Below are 14,552 nucleotides of genomic sequence, written 5' to 3'. Positions count from 1 at the left end.
CGGACCGCGCTGTCGGACCAGTCGAGGTTAGCGACCAGCGCAGACGCAGGGGACGCCGCACCTGGTGAAGTCGGTCACCGTGCGCGGTCAGACGGTGTGCCGAGGGTGTGAGACCGCCCACCGAGGAGCGCTTTTGCCGCCTCTTCGGGCGTTTCGCCGGCACCGAGCACGAACAGGTGGACTTCGCCGAGCGCGTCGGCGAGCCCGGACGGCGGCTGCGCGCCGACCACCCCGAGCGCGTCCGGGTCTTCTTGTTCGACAGTAAGCAGAATCTGCTCAGCCGTAGTGAGGAGTCCCACGTGGACTACTTCGAACCCGTCGTCGCGCAGGAGTCGCGCGAGCCGGACGGCGTCGGGGTTTTCGGCGAGCTCCACGAGCACGACGCGGCGCGGGCTCATCCGGCCCGCTTCGCACCGGCCGTCGCGAACGCCGTGGCGACGACGGTGGCCACCACCGCGGCAAGGCCGAGCCAGAAGCCGAGCCCAGGCCGTGCGCCGTCGATCGCGGAGCCGACGAAAGGCAGTTCGGCGACGTGCAGGGCAAGCAGCAGCGTGACCCCTGCATACGCAGCCGCCGCCGGGCCGGGCCGCGAGCGGACGCCGAGCGCGAGCACGCCGAGAACCACGAGCAATGCGACCAGCAGTCCCCACGACGGAGTGTCGAAATCGGACCACAACCCGGGCGACGGGTAGTCGGGTGCGGTGAAGACCGGCGTGCCGAACGACCCGACGGCGAGCATTGCGGCAGCCACGACCGGGACGAGCACCGGGGAACGCGGACCTTCGGTGCCGGTGTCGTCGCGCTCCACGACTCCGGTGATCACCGCGGCCAGCGCGGTGAGCCCGGCAAGTCCGAGCGCGACCGCGGTGAACACGGCACCGGCACCGAGGTGGTAGCTGATCGCGCCGCCGAGCCCGCCCAGCCCGGTCGCTTCCGACGCGGTGATGGCCGTGCTGAGCACAGCCGTCCCGGCGAGCACCACCCCCGCCCACAGCACGGCGAGCAACCCGCGTGCCGCCGCCGCGGTGCGCCGCGCAAACAGGAACGGGGCGGGCAGGACCACGACGATCGCCGCGGCGAGCAAGTGCCAGCGCGACGGGCTTTCGGTGGTCATGCCGAGCTGCGGAGCGAGCGCGCCGACGGCCGCGGCCACGGCGGTGAGCAGCGCGAGCAGCGCGGTCAAGCTGCGCCACAACGTCAGACCGGGGATGCGCGCTTCACCGGCGAAATCGGTGCGCTCGGTCTGTGCTTCCTGTGGAGTCGTGAGTGGAGCGAGAACGAGAACCAGAACCGTTGGCGCCAAAGCCAGGTACGCCCCGGTCGACGCATGCAGACCGTTGACGGCGAGCCCGGCGACCAACCCCGGCAACGCGATGGCGAAGACCGCGGCAGCCACCCCGCCGAGCGTCCCCCTGGCCACTCCGTCGGATGCAGCGGACAATCCGAGCACGACGGCGATCGGCAGCGCACCGGCCAGCAGAACGTAACCGGCGAGGGCGACGCCGGGCCCTTCGAAGGCGGAACGCGCGAGTAAGAACGGGTCGTCGGAGAGGACCGGGGTCATCAGCAGCCCGACCGCGGCGACCACGGCGAGCAACGGGACCACGAGCCGCCAGCGCCGCCGCCCCGGATCGCTGCCGGTGACTTCGTTGAGCTCGCGGGCGACCCGCGCGGCCACGATCCCGGCAGCCAGCGTCAGCAGATGCCCGGCGATGAGCAGCCAGAACCCGGCACCGACGGCACTGCGATCCAGCAGCCGATCGGGCAGGTACAGCTCGGGACGGATGGTTTTCGACCCGTTGACGAGGAACTGCGCGTCGAGCACGAGCCGCCCCGGCGCGCACGCGGCGAGCCCGGCGACCAGGCCCGCCGCCAGCCCGTGCCGCCTGCTGCCCGCCGCCGCGACGATCACCCCGGCCGGAACCACGGCGAGCACCACGAGAAGCGGCCAGGAAAGGAACCCGGCCCCGGCGTCCGGCGAAACCCCCACCAGGACCCCCGCGGAAAGGGCAACGGCTCCGGCCACCACCAGCCCGACCGCGACCCGCAACGCCGGAGAAGCCTCCGAACGACCGAGCTCGAAGAGCACCGAGTCTTCGCCGCGGGGAACGCGGGAGAACTGTCGGGGATTGCTCGACTGCGGTGCGTCGGACGGCTGAGTCGGATCGGCTGGCTCGTGGGGGTCGGTCGACTGCTTCGGATCGGCTGGCTCGTGCGGGTCGGTCGATCGCTGTGCGGCGGTCGGCCGCGTCGGGTCGGCTGGCTGCCGTGCGATGGCTGGCTGTTGTGGACCCGACCGGTCACCGGCGGCGGGTTCAGTGGCGCGGTTCTGGTCGTTGCGGCCCGCCGCGGCGTCAGATCGGTCGGGTAGTTCCGCGGCGGAGCGGCCGGCCTCGCGGCGGGCTCGTGCGCGGGCGGCGGCTTTGCGCTCGGCCAGGCTGGGCCGCCGCGCTCCGGGACGGTGCTGGGCGGAGTCGCCGTCAGAAGGCTCATGGGTCGGCGGAGTCATCGCTCGCGACGCTAGCAAGAACAGCCCAGGTGAGACGGACGAGCCGGACGCCGCCGGAATTCGTCTCGCCGCGGATGAACCAGAAGGCCACCCCGAGCGTCTTGCCTTGTGGGGAGGGACGCACGAAGAAGTTTTTCGGGCGAACCGCGTAAGGGCCGCCACACCCGGACGTCTCGAAGCCAGAAGCCGGGCGTGGGGACGAACCGGGGCACAACTGAAAAGGCACGACCGGGGACACAGGGGAACAAACCGGACGGTGCCGGTCCACGGGGCGGACCGGCACCGTCCGGCCGGCCGACCACGCGGCACCCGACCGAAGCCGCATGAGTCAGCCGCGACCACACCGATCACGTCGAACCAGCACGGGGCCCGGCTCGACACCAAGACCGACGGACCCACCAAGCCCAACCGACACGCTTACCGAGCCCACCACCACAACGACGCACCGCCGGTCCAGAACCGATCGCCGACCCGGAACGATCGGAAACACGAGCGACCGGGACAAACCGACCCAACTTCGATCCCACCGGTCCGACGCGCCGAACTCGCCGGACCGGACACGACCGGCCCACCCCTGACGGCGTGGGGCTTGGGGCTTGGGGCTTGGGGCTTGGGGCTTGGACTGCAAGCCACCGCATCGACTTGACCAGAGGTCGCGACACGCGCCCAGGCACCAATCACCCATAGGTTCAAGCCACAGGCCACCACATCGACTCGGCAGCAGATCGCCCCACGCACCGAGGGCACCAGTCACCACACAGGCTTAAGGCACCGGTCACCACACGGGTTCGAGCCACCCGGTCGCCACACGAGCTCGAGCCACCCGGTTGTCGCGTGGGCTCAAGTCATCGGGCGGCGACCCGCAATTCGCCCGCCATTGGCTTGGTGGCAGGCCTGATGGATACCGCGGAGCTCGGCGTCCGCAGGCGGATCGCCGGGCACTTGGCGCGGGCTGATGTTGGCCACGCCCGGCCTGGCTAGCGGTGCGTTGACCAGCGGTGAACCTGCGGCGAAGCGGACTTGGATTCGAACCGTGCCCCAGAGCCGGGGCCGACTGCCGACACCGTCCAAGTGAGCCGAGTCACAGGCGGGAGTCTGAAACGGCTTCAACGCTCGAGTGTCGGCAGATATTTCGCCCACGAAGGCCCACTCAACCGGCAAAACGGATGTATCACCCGGCTAGGCCATCCGAAGGTATGTAAGGAAGGTCACAGATACTGCCGTAGTTCCTGATTAACTTTGGGTAGTTTCCACAGCTAGACGGCGAGCGGCGGCCACTCGTTCGGCCGAAACCAGGGAGGCACCTTGCCGACTGCGGTGCCGCTTCGTTACTGTCGCCCGGTCCCCATTACAGTCAGGTCACGAAGTGCTACGCCGGGCAAACCACCCCCCGAGGTTGGCCCACGGGTTCCCCCGACCCGAGTTCACTTCCACCCGGCTCCCCGACGATGGAAGGCCCTGTCTTGGCTTCACACCGCTCCCCCGGCGGCCAAGCACCTTCCCCGGCGCTGAAGGACGCACTGGACGGTGCGGTCATCCGCGTGCGGGGACAGCACCGCATCGCTCCGCCCTCTTCCGCCCTGCGTGGGCGGGTCGTGGTCGCCGCCGTCGCGGCAGGCGCGTTCGCCGCAGCCGCCGCCGGCCAGACCCTCAAGGCCACAGGCAGCAACGATTCGGACGCCGCGGTCACGCCGCTCGCCAACGCACAGGACGCGAGCGCCTCGTTCGCCCTCGGTAGCGCGGGCTCCGGGGGAGCTCCCGAGCTGCTGCCCGCCGGTCACTCGATGAACGCCGCCGACGAGGCCGCGAAGATGGCCGACAGCGCCAAGATCACCGAGGCCCGCGAGAAGGCCGACGCCGAGGCCGCGCGCAAGGCCGCCGAAGAGGCTGCCCGTCCGAAGACCTGCATGCCCGCACACGGCACGTTCACGTCCGGCTTCGGTGCCCGTTGGGGCACCAGCCACCTCGGCATCGACATCGCCAACTCCATCGGCACGCCGATCTACGCCGCCTCCGACGGCACCGTGATCGACGCCGGCCCCGCCCACGGGTTCGGCCTGTGGGTCCGCATCCAGCTCGACGACGGCACGATCCAGGTCTACGGCCACATGAACAGCTTCTCGGTGAGCGAGGGCCAGAAGGTCAAGTGCGGCGAGCAAATCGCGGAAATCGGCCAGCGCGGTGAGAGCACCGGCCCGCACCTGCACTTCGAGGTGTGGCAGAACGGCAGCAAGAAGATCGACCCGCGCCCGTGGCTCGCCGAGCGCGGCGTGGACGTCTGATCCGCCCAACCGGCCCAACCTGATCTGCGCTGGGTTCCCGGCTGTCTACGCCGGATCCCCAGATACCTACGCTGGAGCCCTCGGCGGGATTCTCGGCTATCTGCACGCGATTCCCGGGCATATGTGCGCTGGGTTCCCAGACCCTGCGCCAGGTTTTTCGAGATATCTGCCCGATTCTCGGTGTCCCTCCCGCTCTCGGTGTCCCTCCCGCTCTCCGTGCCTGTCGCGTTCTCGGCGTCCCCTCGCGTTCTCGGTGTCCCCTCGCGTTCCACCGAACCTCTTGCGTTGGCTCTTGTACGCGGAGCGTGCAGTACCTCTTGCCTCCTCCGTGTCTCTCGCGTCGTTTGACCAGACCTCCCCTTGCCTTTGGGTTTACCCGGTTCTCGCAATCGATGCGGGATGCTCGCAGTCATGGGCCAGCACCTGCCTGGGTTCGCCCGCCGGCATTCGCCGCTCCGCATCCACGGCGACGATGTCAGAACCTCCCGCCGATTCGGTTGACTCGACGACAGCATCACCACGGGCAGCCAAAGAACCGCCCGCAGCGATCCCATCGCGCCAGGCGGCCGGGAGCCGACGCCTCACCGCAACCAGCCCGCCCCGAAGCCCACGTCAGGCTCGCGCAGCCAGCCCGAGATTTCGCGCCGGCCCACGCAGACCCACTGCAGCCAGCCCGAATCTCACCCACGGCCCGCCGACAACCGAGCCGCGCGCCGGGCCGGGACCGCTCCACGGCTCACCGGTCCACGCAAACCCGCCGCAACCGGGCCGAGCCCCGACTATGGACCGCCGCAACCAACCCACGGCTCGCGGCAGGGCCAAGCGCAACCGGCCCCGGGACACGCTGCCCGTGCAAGCCTCTGCAGACGATCCGAGGCTCACGCATGGTCGCGACAGTCGTCTTGTCCGCGGAGCGTGCGTTCGAAACCGCCGCACGACTCCGCGGACGGTCCGAGCAGCTCAGCTGGATCACGTGCGGCCCGTCGCGGCGGATGAAAGCGCTCACGGGTCCGCACCGGATCTTCGTAGATGAGCTGCGAATGGGAGCGCCGACCATGCAATCCGGCGATGAGGGTCGCCCCCGGGGCCTCTCCGGCGGCCGCGGGTGGCCCGACTTCTGCGATGACCTCGGGCGTGCCAATTGCTCCGGCAGCCGTGGGGGCGCCTTCACCAGTAACCTCAAACGCGCCAACCTCTCCGGCGGCCGCGGGCACACCAACCTCTCCGGCGACCTCGGATGCGCCAACCTCTCCGGCGGCCGCGGGCACACCAACCTCTCCGGCAGCCTCGGATGCGCCAGCCACTCCGGCGGCCGCGGGCACACCAACCTCTCCGGCAGCCTCGGATGCGCCAGCCACTCCAGCGACCTCGGGCACACCAACCTCACCGGCGACCTCAGACGCGCCAACCTCTCCGGCGGCCGCGGGCACACCGACCTCTCCGGCAGCCGTGGGAGCGCCGACCTCACCAGTAACCTCAAACGCGCCAGCCGCTCCGGTAACCTCGGGCGCACTGAGCTCTCCGGCGGCCACGGATGCGCCAGCCGCTTCGGTGGCCTCGGATGCGCTGGCCTCGCCGATGGTCTCGCCGATGGGTCTCGGGGCGGCCAAGGGTGCATCGGGGGTCGCTGAGCCTGCCTGCCGACCGCGCATGCACAGGTCCGACTGCGCCGGGCAGGATCGCTGGGTCTCACGGATCTGCGGTCGGTAGCCGGCGGATGAAGTAGGCGACTGCCACCTGCCATACCGTGCACATGCCCGGCCGTCGGCGGATCGGCCATCGTCTGATCCCCGCCAGTCCTCCGGCGCCGGACCGGCCGCACACCACGCAACGGCCATCCGCCGCCAGAGCGTGCTGCTTCAGCAGCGCACGCCAAGCCGCGGCCAGCCGCGCGACTTCCCCTGGTGCTCCCCGAACCGATACCGGCATCGTCGCCGATGCCGTCCCCGATGCATTCGCCGTCCCCACGACGCCCTGCAAGTACTCCTGTACCCCGGTCGAGAAAATCCCAAACAGAACCGCGTCCATCCCCTCGCTCCTCCGTCAGCATAGCAGATCGAGTCGAACTCATGTTCGAAACTCTACTGCGGAGGACCGACAAAAACGGCCGCGATCACCCGTTCCAGCGAACGACGGGACAGCCGGGTCAGGTCAGAGCTTCACCATCGGCACACTGCCGATCAGCATCAGACGGACCTTGCCGGACGCACCGAAGTCGATCGTGGCGGTGGCCCGGGGGCCGACGCCATCGCAGGAAACCACCGTGCCGAGGCCGTACTTGTCGTGGCTGACCCGGTCACCGACGTCCAGCTTCAGCGCCACGGTGTCCTTCCACGCCTTGCCGAACGGCGAACTCGACGACGTGGACGAGGACGACCGCCGTCCTCCCCAGGTGGTCGCCGCTCGGGGGCCGGACGAAGGCCCGCCCGATGACGAGCCGAAGTTGCCGAAGCCCGACGACGACGGCTCGAGGCGGCGCCAGTCGACCAGATCCGGCGGCAGCTCGTCGAGGAACCGCGAAGCCGGGTTCATCTGCGGCTGTCCCCATGCCGAACGCACGAGTGCGCGCGACACGTACAGCCGTTTCCTCGCCCGCGTGATCGCCACGTACGCCAACCGCCGCTCCTCCGCCAGCTCGGCCGGATCACCGAGCGCACGCAGGTGCGGGAAAACGCCGTCTTCCCATCCGGTGCAGAACACCACCGGGTACTCGAGGCCCTTCGCGGTGTGCACGGTCATCAACGTGACCACGCCGGCACCACCGTCGCCCTCCTCGCCACCATCTGGCGACGGGATGGAATCGGCGTCCGCGACGAGCGAAACCCGCTCCAGGAAGGCAGGCAGCGAACCGGGCGCGGGCACGCCATCGTCGAGGACCAGCTCTGCGCTCTCGTCCTGGGTGACCTCTGCGGTGAACTCGGCGAACTCGCGCGCCACCGTGACCAGTTCGGTGAGGTTCTCGACCCGCGAAGCGTCCTGCGGATCGTCCGACTCCTCCAGCTCCGCGCGGTAACCCGTGCGTTCCAGCACCGCCTCGAGCAGGTCGTGCACCTCGGCGCCGGACGACGCCGTCTCACGCAGATCGTCGAGCAGCGTGACGAAGCCGGTGATCGCCTTCGCCGACCGCGGGTTCAGCAGCGCCACCTTGCCGTCGACAGCGTCCCGAAGCGCGGCCCAGAACGAGATCCGCTCCCGCTCCGCGTGCGTCGCCACCACAGCTTCCGCGCGGTCACCGATCCCGCGCTTGGGCACGTTGAGAATCCGCCGCAGGCTCACCGTGTCCTCGGCGTTGGCCAGCACTCGCAGGTACGCGACCATGTCACGCACCTCGCGCCGTTCGTAGAACCGCACCCCGCCGACGACCTTGTACGGCAGACCGAGCCGGATGAAGATCTCCTCGAACACCCGCGACTGGTTGTTGGTGCGGTAGAACACCGCGACGTCGGAGTAGTCCGCCTCACCCTGCTCCGCCAGCGCGTCGATCTCCCCCGCGACGAAGGCGGCCTCGTCGTGGTCGTTGTCCGACACGTAGCCGACGATCTTCTCGCCGTCGCCCGAATCGGTCCACAGCCGCTTCGCCCGCCGATTGGGGTTGCGCGCGATCACCGCGTTGGCCGCGGACAGGATCGTCTGCGTGGACCGGTAGTTCTGCTCCAGCAGAATCGTGTGCGCGTCAGGGAAATCGCGCTCGAATTCCTCGATGTTGCGAATGGTGGCGCCGCGGAAAGCGTAAATGGACTGGTCCGCGTCGCCCACCACGCACAGCTCCGCCGGGCCGACGCCGGTGTCCGTGGCTTCCGTGCCCGCCAGCTCGCGCACCAGCGTGTACTGCGCATGGTTGGTGTCCTGGTACTCGTCGACCAGGATGTGCCGGAACCGGCGCCGGTAGTACTCCGCGACATCGGGGAACGCCTGCAGCAGCGAGACCGTACGCATGATCAGGTCGTCGAAGTCGAATGCGTTGGCAGCCTCGAGCCTGCGTTGGTACTCGGCGTAGACCTCGGCGACGCGGCGCTCCAGATCGTTCCCCGCGTTCGACGCTGCCGTCTCCGGAACGACCAGCTCGTTCTTGAGGTTCGAGATCTGCACCGCGAGCATCCGCGCGGCGTACTTCTTCGGGTCGACGTCGAGGTCGCGCGCGACGAGCGTGATGAGCCGCTTCGTGTCGTCGGAGTCGTAGATGGAGAAGTTCGACGACATGTCGAGCGTCTTCGCCTCACGGCGCAGGATCCGCACGCACATCGAGTGGAACGTGGACACCCACATGGCGTTGGCACGACGGCCGACCAGCGAAGCGACGCGCTCGCGCATCTCCGCGGCGGCCTTGTTGGTGAACGTGATCGCCATGATCTCGCCGGGGTGCACGCCCCGCTGCCCGAGCAGGTACGCGATCCGGCGCGTGAGCACGCGGGTCTTACCCGATCCGGCGCCGGCGACGACCAGCAACGGACCGCCGGCGTGCGCCACCGCCTCACGTTGCGCGGCGTTGAGATCCTCGAGCAGGTCGGCGGTACCCGGCCGCGCGCCACGGGCGTGCGCGGGCTGGTCTGCGGGGAGATCGAAGAGGGTGTCCATCGCCTGACCACGCTACCCCCGGGGTACGACAGGTATTCGACTGGCGCGGCGGCGTGCTGCGCTTTCCGACGTACGCAAGGTTGTCGCCTGGCGCCCGACGCGCGGACCGCTTCGCACGCGGAGCATGAGACGGCATGGACGACAAGATTCCCGCCCGGTTGAGGGCTTCCGACGGCGACCGTGAACGCGTCGCCGCGACCATCCAGGCCGCCGGTTCCGAAGGACGGCTCACGCTCGACGAAGTGGAGGACCGGCTCAGCACCGTCTACGCCATCCGTTACGTCGACGAACTCGGCACGCTCACCGCCGACCTCCCGCCGGCGGAGCGGCCCCGGCCGTCCCGTCCCGGCTGGCCGCTCACCCGCGCCGCACTGCGCGAGCACCCGGCACTGCGCGTGCACCTTGGCGTGGTCGCCGTACTTGCGGTACTGCTGATCGTGCGGTGGACGGTGGGCGGAGCCGGATTTTTCTGGCCGGCGGTGCCGATGTTCTGGCTGTTCATCAGTCTCGTGGCGCACGCGCGCGTGCGGGCATTCCGGCCGCGACCGGGCGCACCTGTGCCATACTGAGGGTGTGCGGCACAGCAGTGAGCGATTTTTCTACGGGACCCGGACTCCGGCTCCCGTGATTGCGTAGTGCCCCACCCGCCATCACCCGCAGCCCCGGAGTCCACGGACCCGGGGCTTTCGCCGCCAGGGGCCCGCTGGGTATCCGGACTTCAGAGAGGTCCCGATGAACGCGCAGACGCAGAACGCCGACGGACAGCCTGCCGAACACACCGCGGCGGGCGAGGACATCTCCGCGCTCCGCAAGGAGATCGACTGGCTCGACGCCGAAATCCTCCGGCTGGTGAAACGCCGCGTGGAGGTGTCCAAGACGGTCGGCGCCGCGCGAATGGCCGCCGGGGGCACCCGGATCGTCTACAACCGCGAGATGGACGTGCTCGCGCGCTACCGCGAACTGGGGCCGGACGGCCGCCAGCTGGCGATGGCGCTGCTGAACCTCGGCCGCGGCAGGCTGGGCCGGTGAACGCCGCCGGACATCGGGGGCATCCCGGATTCACCCGCAGGCAGAACAGGGCAGACTGGACACATGATTAACGTCATCGCCGTCATCATCGCGATCGCGAGCGTGCTGGCTGCCCTCGGGCACGCCGGCTATCTGGCGATGCTCGGCAACGCGGCGGGCAAACGCGCCGGCGGGGCACCGATCGCCCAGTACGTGCGCAGCCGCTGGGCGATTGCCGGTGGTACCACCGCGGCGTCGCTGCTGGCGTGGCTGTGCACGGCCGGGGGACCGACGCTGGACATCATCGCCATCATCATTGCGGTGGGTAGCGGCGCAGTGGCGACCAAGGCCCTCCAGTCGACGCAGGCGAAGTACCGCAGCGGCGGATGAAGTTCGGCGACCTGGGAAAACGCTTGAGGTAGCGCTGCGCTGCGTAACGTGACACTCGGGTGGTCAAACCCGACCGAGTGAAACCAATGCAAGTTGCAGGATGGGTGAAGACTTTCGCGTGCCCGTTTCCTAGTGTGGTGCTGGTGAGGACCCTGGCGGCTGCGCCGGGCCATGCCCGGAGGACGCGCGGGAGCTGCGGCGCCGCGTGTTTGTCCCCGTATGCGCGTGCAGATGCTCGGGAGTTCGCTCGTGTGGACGCAAGAGACACCGCTTGTTGGCCTGCTCCGTTCGGGTTGACCGGGACGGCGGCGCCGTCACGCCCACACCGGGGAGGGGTCGGACGGGCATGACGGGAAACACGATGGGCGGTTCGCGACGCGCGGATCGTCCGGACACGGTGTCGGACGCCGAGGTCACGGTCCCCGGCAGGCATCGGGTCCGGGGGGACGGGACGTGGACGCCCGTGGTGCCGGCGCGCAGGACCGGGCACCACCGGCACCGCACCGGAGTGCCGGGCGGCCCGCCGCCCGCCGGCCGCCCGGACCCGTCGCAGCCGGCAGTAACGCCGGGTCGTTCCCCGTTCGCCGGTCCGCCGGGCGAGCCACAGTTTGCCCGGACGCCCGCCGACGCACAGTTCACCCCCGCGCAGGCAGACGCCCGTCGCGGTCCGACACCGGGCAACGCGCGGTTCGCCCCGGCGCCGGCAGACGCACGCCGTGGCCCGGCGCCCACCGATGCCGCTCCGGCCGACACACGTCGCGGTCCGGCGCCAGCCGACGCACGGTTCACTCCTGCGCAGGCAGACGCGCCCCGCCGTCCGGCGACGTCCGAGACGCGCTTTGCTGCGGCGTCAGCGGAGTCACGGCTCGGCCCGGTACCGGCCGACGCACGGTTCGCCCCGGCGCCGGGCGCGGCACCGCGCCGCCCAGTGGCTCCCGCGTCGCGGCTTGGCCCGGCACCGGCGCAGTTCACCCCCGGGTCGGCAGATACCCGACGTGGCCCAGCACCGGCCGCGCACTCCGCCTCCACGTCGGCAGACGCCCGCCGCTCGGCGTCGGCCGATGCACAGTTCTCTGCCGCCGCTGGTGCATCGCGGCTTGGCCCGGCACCGGCTGATGAGCCGCGTGTTCCGGCCGACCCGCAGGTCACCGGGGCGCAACCGGGGGCGCCGGTCCGGCCCGCGGACGATTCGCCGGACGATTCGCGGTTCGCCGGATCGCTGCCCCAGCCCAGCCGTCAGCACGTGCGCGAGGCGCGGTCGTCGTTTCCCGCCGCGCGGGGGACGTTGCCCGGCGCCGGACTGCCGCAACCGTCTCGGGAGGGCGGGAGCCCGCGGGCGTCCGTCCCGCCGCAGGACGGGCAGGTCTTCGGTGCCCTGCCGATCCCGGAGGAGCACCGCGCCTTCGCACCGCCGGACGCGCGGTCGGGCCAGGGGCTTCCGCAGCCGACCGGGCAGGCGCGGCGAACCCGGCGTGAGCGCGTCGAGGCGACCGCGGCCACGCTGGCGAGCCAGGTACCCGGCACACCGGAGGAGTCCAGGCACAGCGTCGACCTCAGCTCGAGTGCGCCCGACGGCGAACCGCCGAAACGGCAGCGGGTCACGCTGCGCGGGGGCGAACCGGCACCGGCCAAACAGCAAGAAGTGCGGGTGTACGCCGCGCCGGTGCTCGACGGGCTGGGGAAGTTCGACCTCGGCTCGGTGCCCGCGTCGGTCACCCCGCCCAAGACGTGGCGCAAGGCGGCGTGGTTCGCCACCGGTGCGTCCGGGGCGGTGGTCGTCGGGCTGCTGTTCGCCGGCACGTTCCTCGTCGGCGGGCCCGCCACCTCGTCGAACGCACTCGACGGAGGCTGGCCAGGACGGCAGAACGGCGGCAACCCCGACCTCAGCGCGCTGGTCCCGGAGACCAAGCCACAGGGCGGGCCGGCCGGCGCCACCCAGGACCACCACACCAGCGGGACCACGCCCGAAGACACCCCCGCGGACCAGGCCAGGAACACCACCGGCACCGAATCCAGTACCGGCCCCACCGGGGAAAGCAGCTCGTCCGGCCCGGCGACCGACGGCTCGGCCTCCTCGCCGACCACCACCGGATCGCCCTCGTCCAGCGAGCCGCCGCAGAAACCGCCGGTCACGGCCGCGGCGCGGGAAACCAAGCCGTCCGTGTACTACGCCAAGCACGACACCAAGACGATGGGCGACAACTCGGAGACGTTCTTCAACACCGTCACCACCGACCCCGGTGCGGCCTCGTCGGTCACTTCCGGCGATCTGGAGCAGCAAGGCCCGCAAGGGCTGCGCAAGCGCTACTCCGACGTCGCCTACTTCGAAGTGAAGAAGGTCACCATCGACCCGGACCACAACACCACGGTGAACACCGTCGAGGTCACCCACGAGGACGGCAGCAAGAGCACCGAACAGCAGACTCTCACGTTCGACGACGACGGCAAGATCACCGACGACGGACGCTGAATCCAGAGACATCGCCGGTCCCCATCCGGACGTTTCACCTGCTCATGCCGATGCACGTGCGGTGCGGTGAACGGTTCGCGCTGCGCCGGGTGAGTGACATAAGGTGCCGCTCGTCGTACGACGGCGGCATTCCGGCGACTGGATCTGGCGGCTGCCGGGCGGCGCAGGGTTACCTGGCGACGACGGGCCCGGAACCGACCACGAATCGACCATCCGGGCCAACCGGGCGGGGCCGAACGGCCGCGTCCCGCCCCGACCCCCTAGCGAGGACATCCGTGCTTGAACGGCAGCGCACCCGGCGGGAGCCCGACGCGGTCCGCGTCGAGGACGTCATCCCGCCGGAGCTGCTCGAGGACGTCGACGAGGCCGACCGCGAGTACCTCGAGCAGGTGTTCCGCGAGCCGCAGAAGTACCTGCCGCCGAAATCCCGCCGGGCGGCCGACGCCCGCGCCGCCGAACCGGCCGACGAACCCGAAGGCAGCTTCGCCCGGCGGGCCAAACTGGTCGGCCTCGTGGGTGCCGGCGCACTGGTCGCCGGTGCAGTGGTCACCGCCGCGGTGCTCAGCGGCGGCCCCGCGCCCACCAAGTCGGCCGAGGAGACCACGGTGCCGGTCGGGTTCAACGGTGCCGCCGCGCTCGGCGGTCAGCCCGTCCCCGCGTCGCGGCAGCACCACTCCGACAGCACGTTCTCCGCACAGCAGAAGGACAACCCGTCGACGACCGCCACGGACACCTCGGCGACCACGCCGGGCACCTCCGTGGCCGAAACCAGTGCTCCGCAGACGCCGAGCAGCACGCCGTCGGCCGACCAGGCGGACGTGGCCACCCCGTCCGCCCCGATGAAGCTCTCCGCCGTGCGCAAGTTCTACTCGTCGATCCACCGGAGCCCGGACGACGCACTGGCGCTGCTCACGCCCAAGGCCGCGGCAGGTGAGACCGCCAGGCTGGTCCGCGCGTGGAGCGAGGCGGACTCGATCGACGTGCAGGATCTGCACGTCCAGGACGACGGTTCGGTGTTCGCCGCGGTGCTCGTGCACCAGCCGGACGGGACGCTGGTCCGCGTGACCCAGCTGTTCGACATCGCCGAGCAGGATGTGATCTCCCAGGCCGTGCTGCTGTCCGCGGTGTACGCCTGACCTGCGACGACCGGACGCCGGGCGGGCAGTCGGAGTGTGCCGGATTCGTGTGCACAGAGTGAACGCCTAGCCTTGTCACGGGTCGGTCTCGGTAAACCGCGCACGCGGCCCGTGTCAGGTGCCTACGCTCCGGTGCCGCGGCGGGTCCGATCCCGCCCCGCGAAGTCGGAGCCCCAAAGGGA

At 70.5% G+C, this 14,552-nt stretch carries 11 protein-coding genes; 7 read left to right on the top strand and 4 right to left on the bottom strand.

From position 1 onward, the window contains the following. Positions 1-74: 74 nt before the first annotated feature. Both ABD793_RS11320 and ABD793_RS11315 read right to left on the bottom strand, forming a co-directional pair. Positions 75-398: a hypothetical protein gene (locus ABD793_RS11320; protein WP_344858498.1), complete on the bottom strand. Its 324-nt coding sequence runs from the start codon at positions 396-398 to the stop codon at positions 75-77. After that, a complete protein-coding gene (locus ABD793_RS11315) occupies positions 395-2,089 on the bottom strand; it encodes a hypothetical protein (RefSeq protein ID WP_344858495.1) in 1,695 nt (564 codons plus the stop codon). The genes ABD793_RS11320 and ABD793_RS11315 overlap by 4 nt, the downstream gene beginning before the upstream one ends. Before the next feature lie 2,015 nt (positions 2,090-4,104). Here ABD793_RS11315 and ABD793_RS11310 point away from each other — a divergent pair. Then, positions 4,105-4,791 (top strand): M23 family metallopeptidase, encoded by a 687-nt coding sequence (locus ABD793_RS11310; RefSeq protein WP_344859189.1) that lies wholly within the window; start codon positions 4,105-4,107, stop codon positions 4,789-4,791. Positions 4,792-5,675: 884 nt separating this feature from the next. Beyond that, positions 5,676-6,422: a hypothetical protein gene (locus tag ABD793_RS11305; RefSeq protein ID WP_344858493.1), complete on the top strand. Its 747-nt coding sequence runs from the start codon at positions 5,676-5,678 to the stop codon at positions 6,420-6,422. A 58-nt stretch (positions 6,423-6,480) separates the two neighbouring features. Here the strand turns inward: ABD793_RS11305 and ABD793_RS11300 are convergent, their stop codons facing one another. Together ABD793_RS11300 and pcrA are read right to left on the bottom strand one after the other, a co-directional pair. After that, positions 6,481-6,819 carry a hypothetical protein gene (locus tag ABD793_RS11300; protein WP_344858490.1) on the bottom strand — a complete coding sequence of 113 codons (339 nt, stop codon included), beginning with the start codon at positions 6,817-6,819 and terminating at the stop codon, positions 6,481-6,483. 123 nt (positions 6,820-6,942) lie between these two features. Next, complete coding sequence (gene pcrA, locus ABD793_RS11295; RefSeq protein ID WP_344858488.1) at positions 6,943-9,366, bottom strand: DNA helicase PcrA; 2,424 nt, start codon at positions 9,364-9,366, stop codon at positions 6,943-6,945. A gap of 134 nt (positions 9,367-9,500) precedes the next feature. Between pcrA and ABD793_RS11290 the strand changes: the two genes are divergently transcribed. The 5 genes from ABD793_RS11290 to ABD793_RS11270 all read left to right on the top strand — a co-directional run bounded on the left by ABD793_RS11290 (position 9,501) and on the right by ABD793_RS11270 (position 14,370). Further along, on the top strand, positions 9,501-9,935 hold the full coding sequence (locus tag ABD793_RS11290) for a DUF1707 SHOCT-like domain-containing protein (RefSeq protein WP_344858486.1): 435 nt from the start codon (positions 9,501-9,503) through the stop codon (positions 9,933-9,935). A 163-nt stretch (positions 9,936-10,098) separates the two neighbouring features. Then, complete coding sequence (locus ABD793_RS11285) at positions 10,099-10,395, top strand: chorismate mutase (RefSeq protein WP_344858484.1); 297 nt, start codon at positions 10,099-10,101, stop codon at positions 10,393-10,395. Positions 10,396-10,458: 63 nt separating this feature from the next. Beyond that, entirely contained in the window at positions 10,459-10,764 is a 306-nt protein-coding gene (locus tag ABD793_RS11280; protein ID WP_344858481.1) for a hypothetical protein, read from the top strand. Between the two features lie 1,243 nt (positions 10,765-12,007). Next, on the top strand, positions 12,008-13,234 hold the full coding sequence (locus ABD793_RS11275; RefSeq protein ID WP_344858479.1) for a hypothetical protein: 1,227 nt from the start codon (positions 12,008-12,010) through the stop codon (positions 13,232-13,234). Positions 13,235-13,509: 275 nt separating this feature from the next. Continuing rightward, a complete protein-coding gene (locus ABD793_RS11270; RefSeq protein ID WP_344858477.1) occupies positions 13,510-14,370 on the top strand; it encodes a hypothetical protein in 861 nt (286 codons plus the stop codon). The last annotated feature ends 182 nt before the right edge of the window (positions 14,371-14,552 follow it).

It is taken from the genome of Amycolatopsis ultiminotia (assembly GCF_039536925.1).
GTDB lineage: Bacteria > Actinomycetota > Actinomycetes > Mycobacteriales > Pseudonocardiaceae > Amycolatopsis > Amycolatopsis ultiminotia.
Note: the sequence above shows the minus strand (reverse complement) of the source record. Positions and strands in the feature narration are given on the sequence as shown.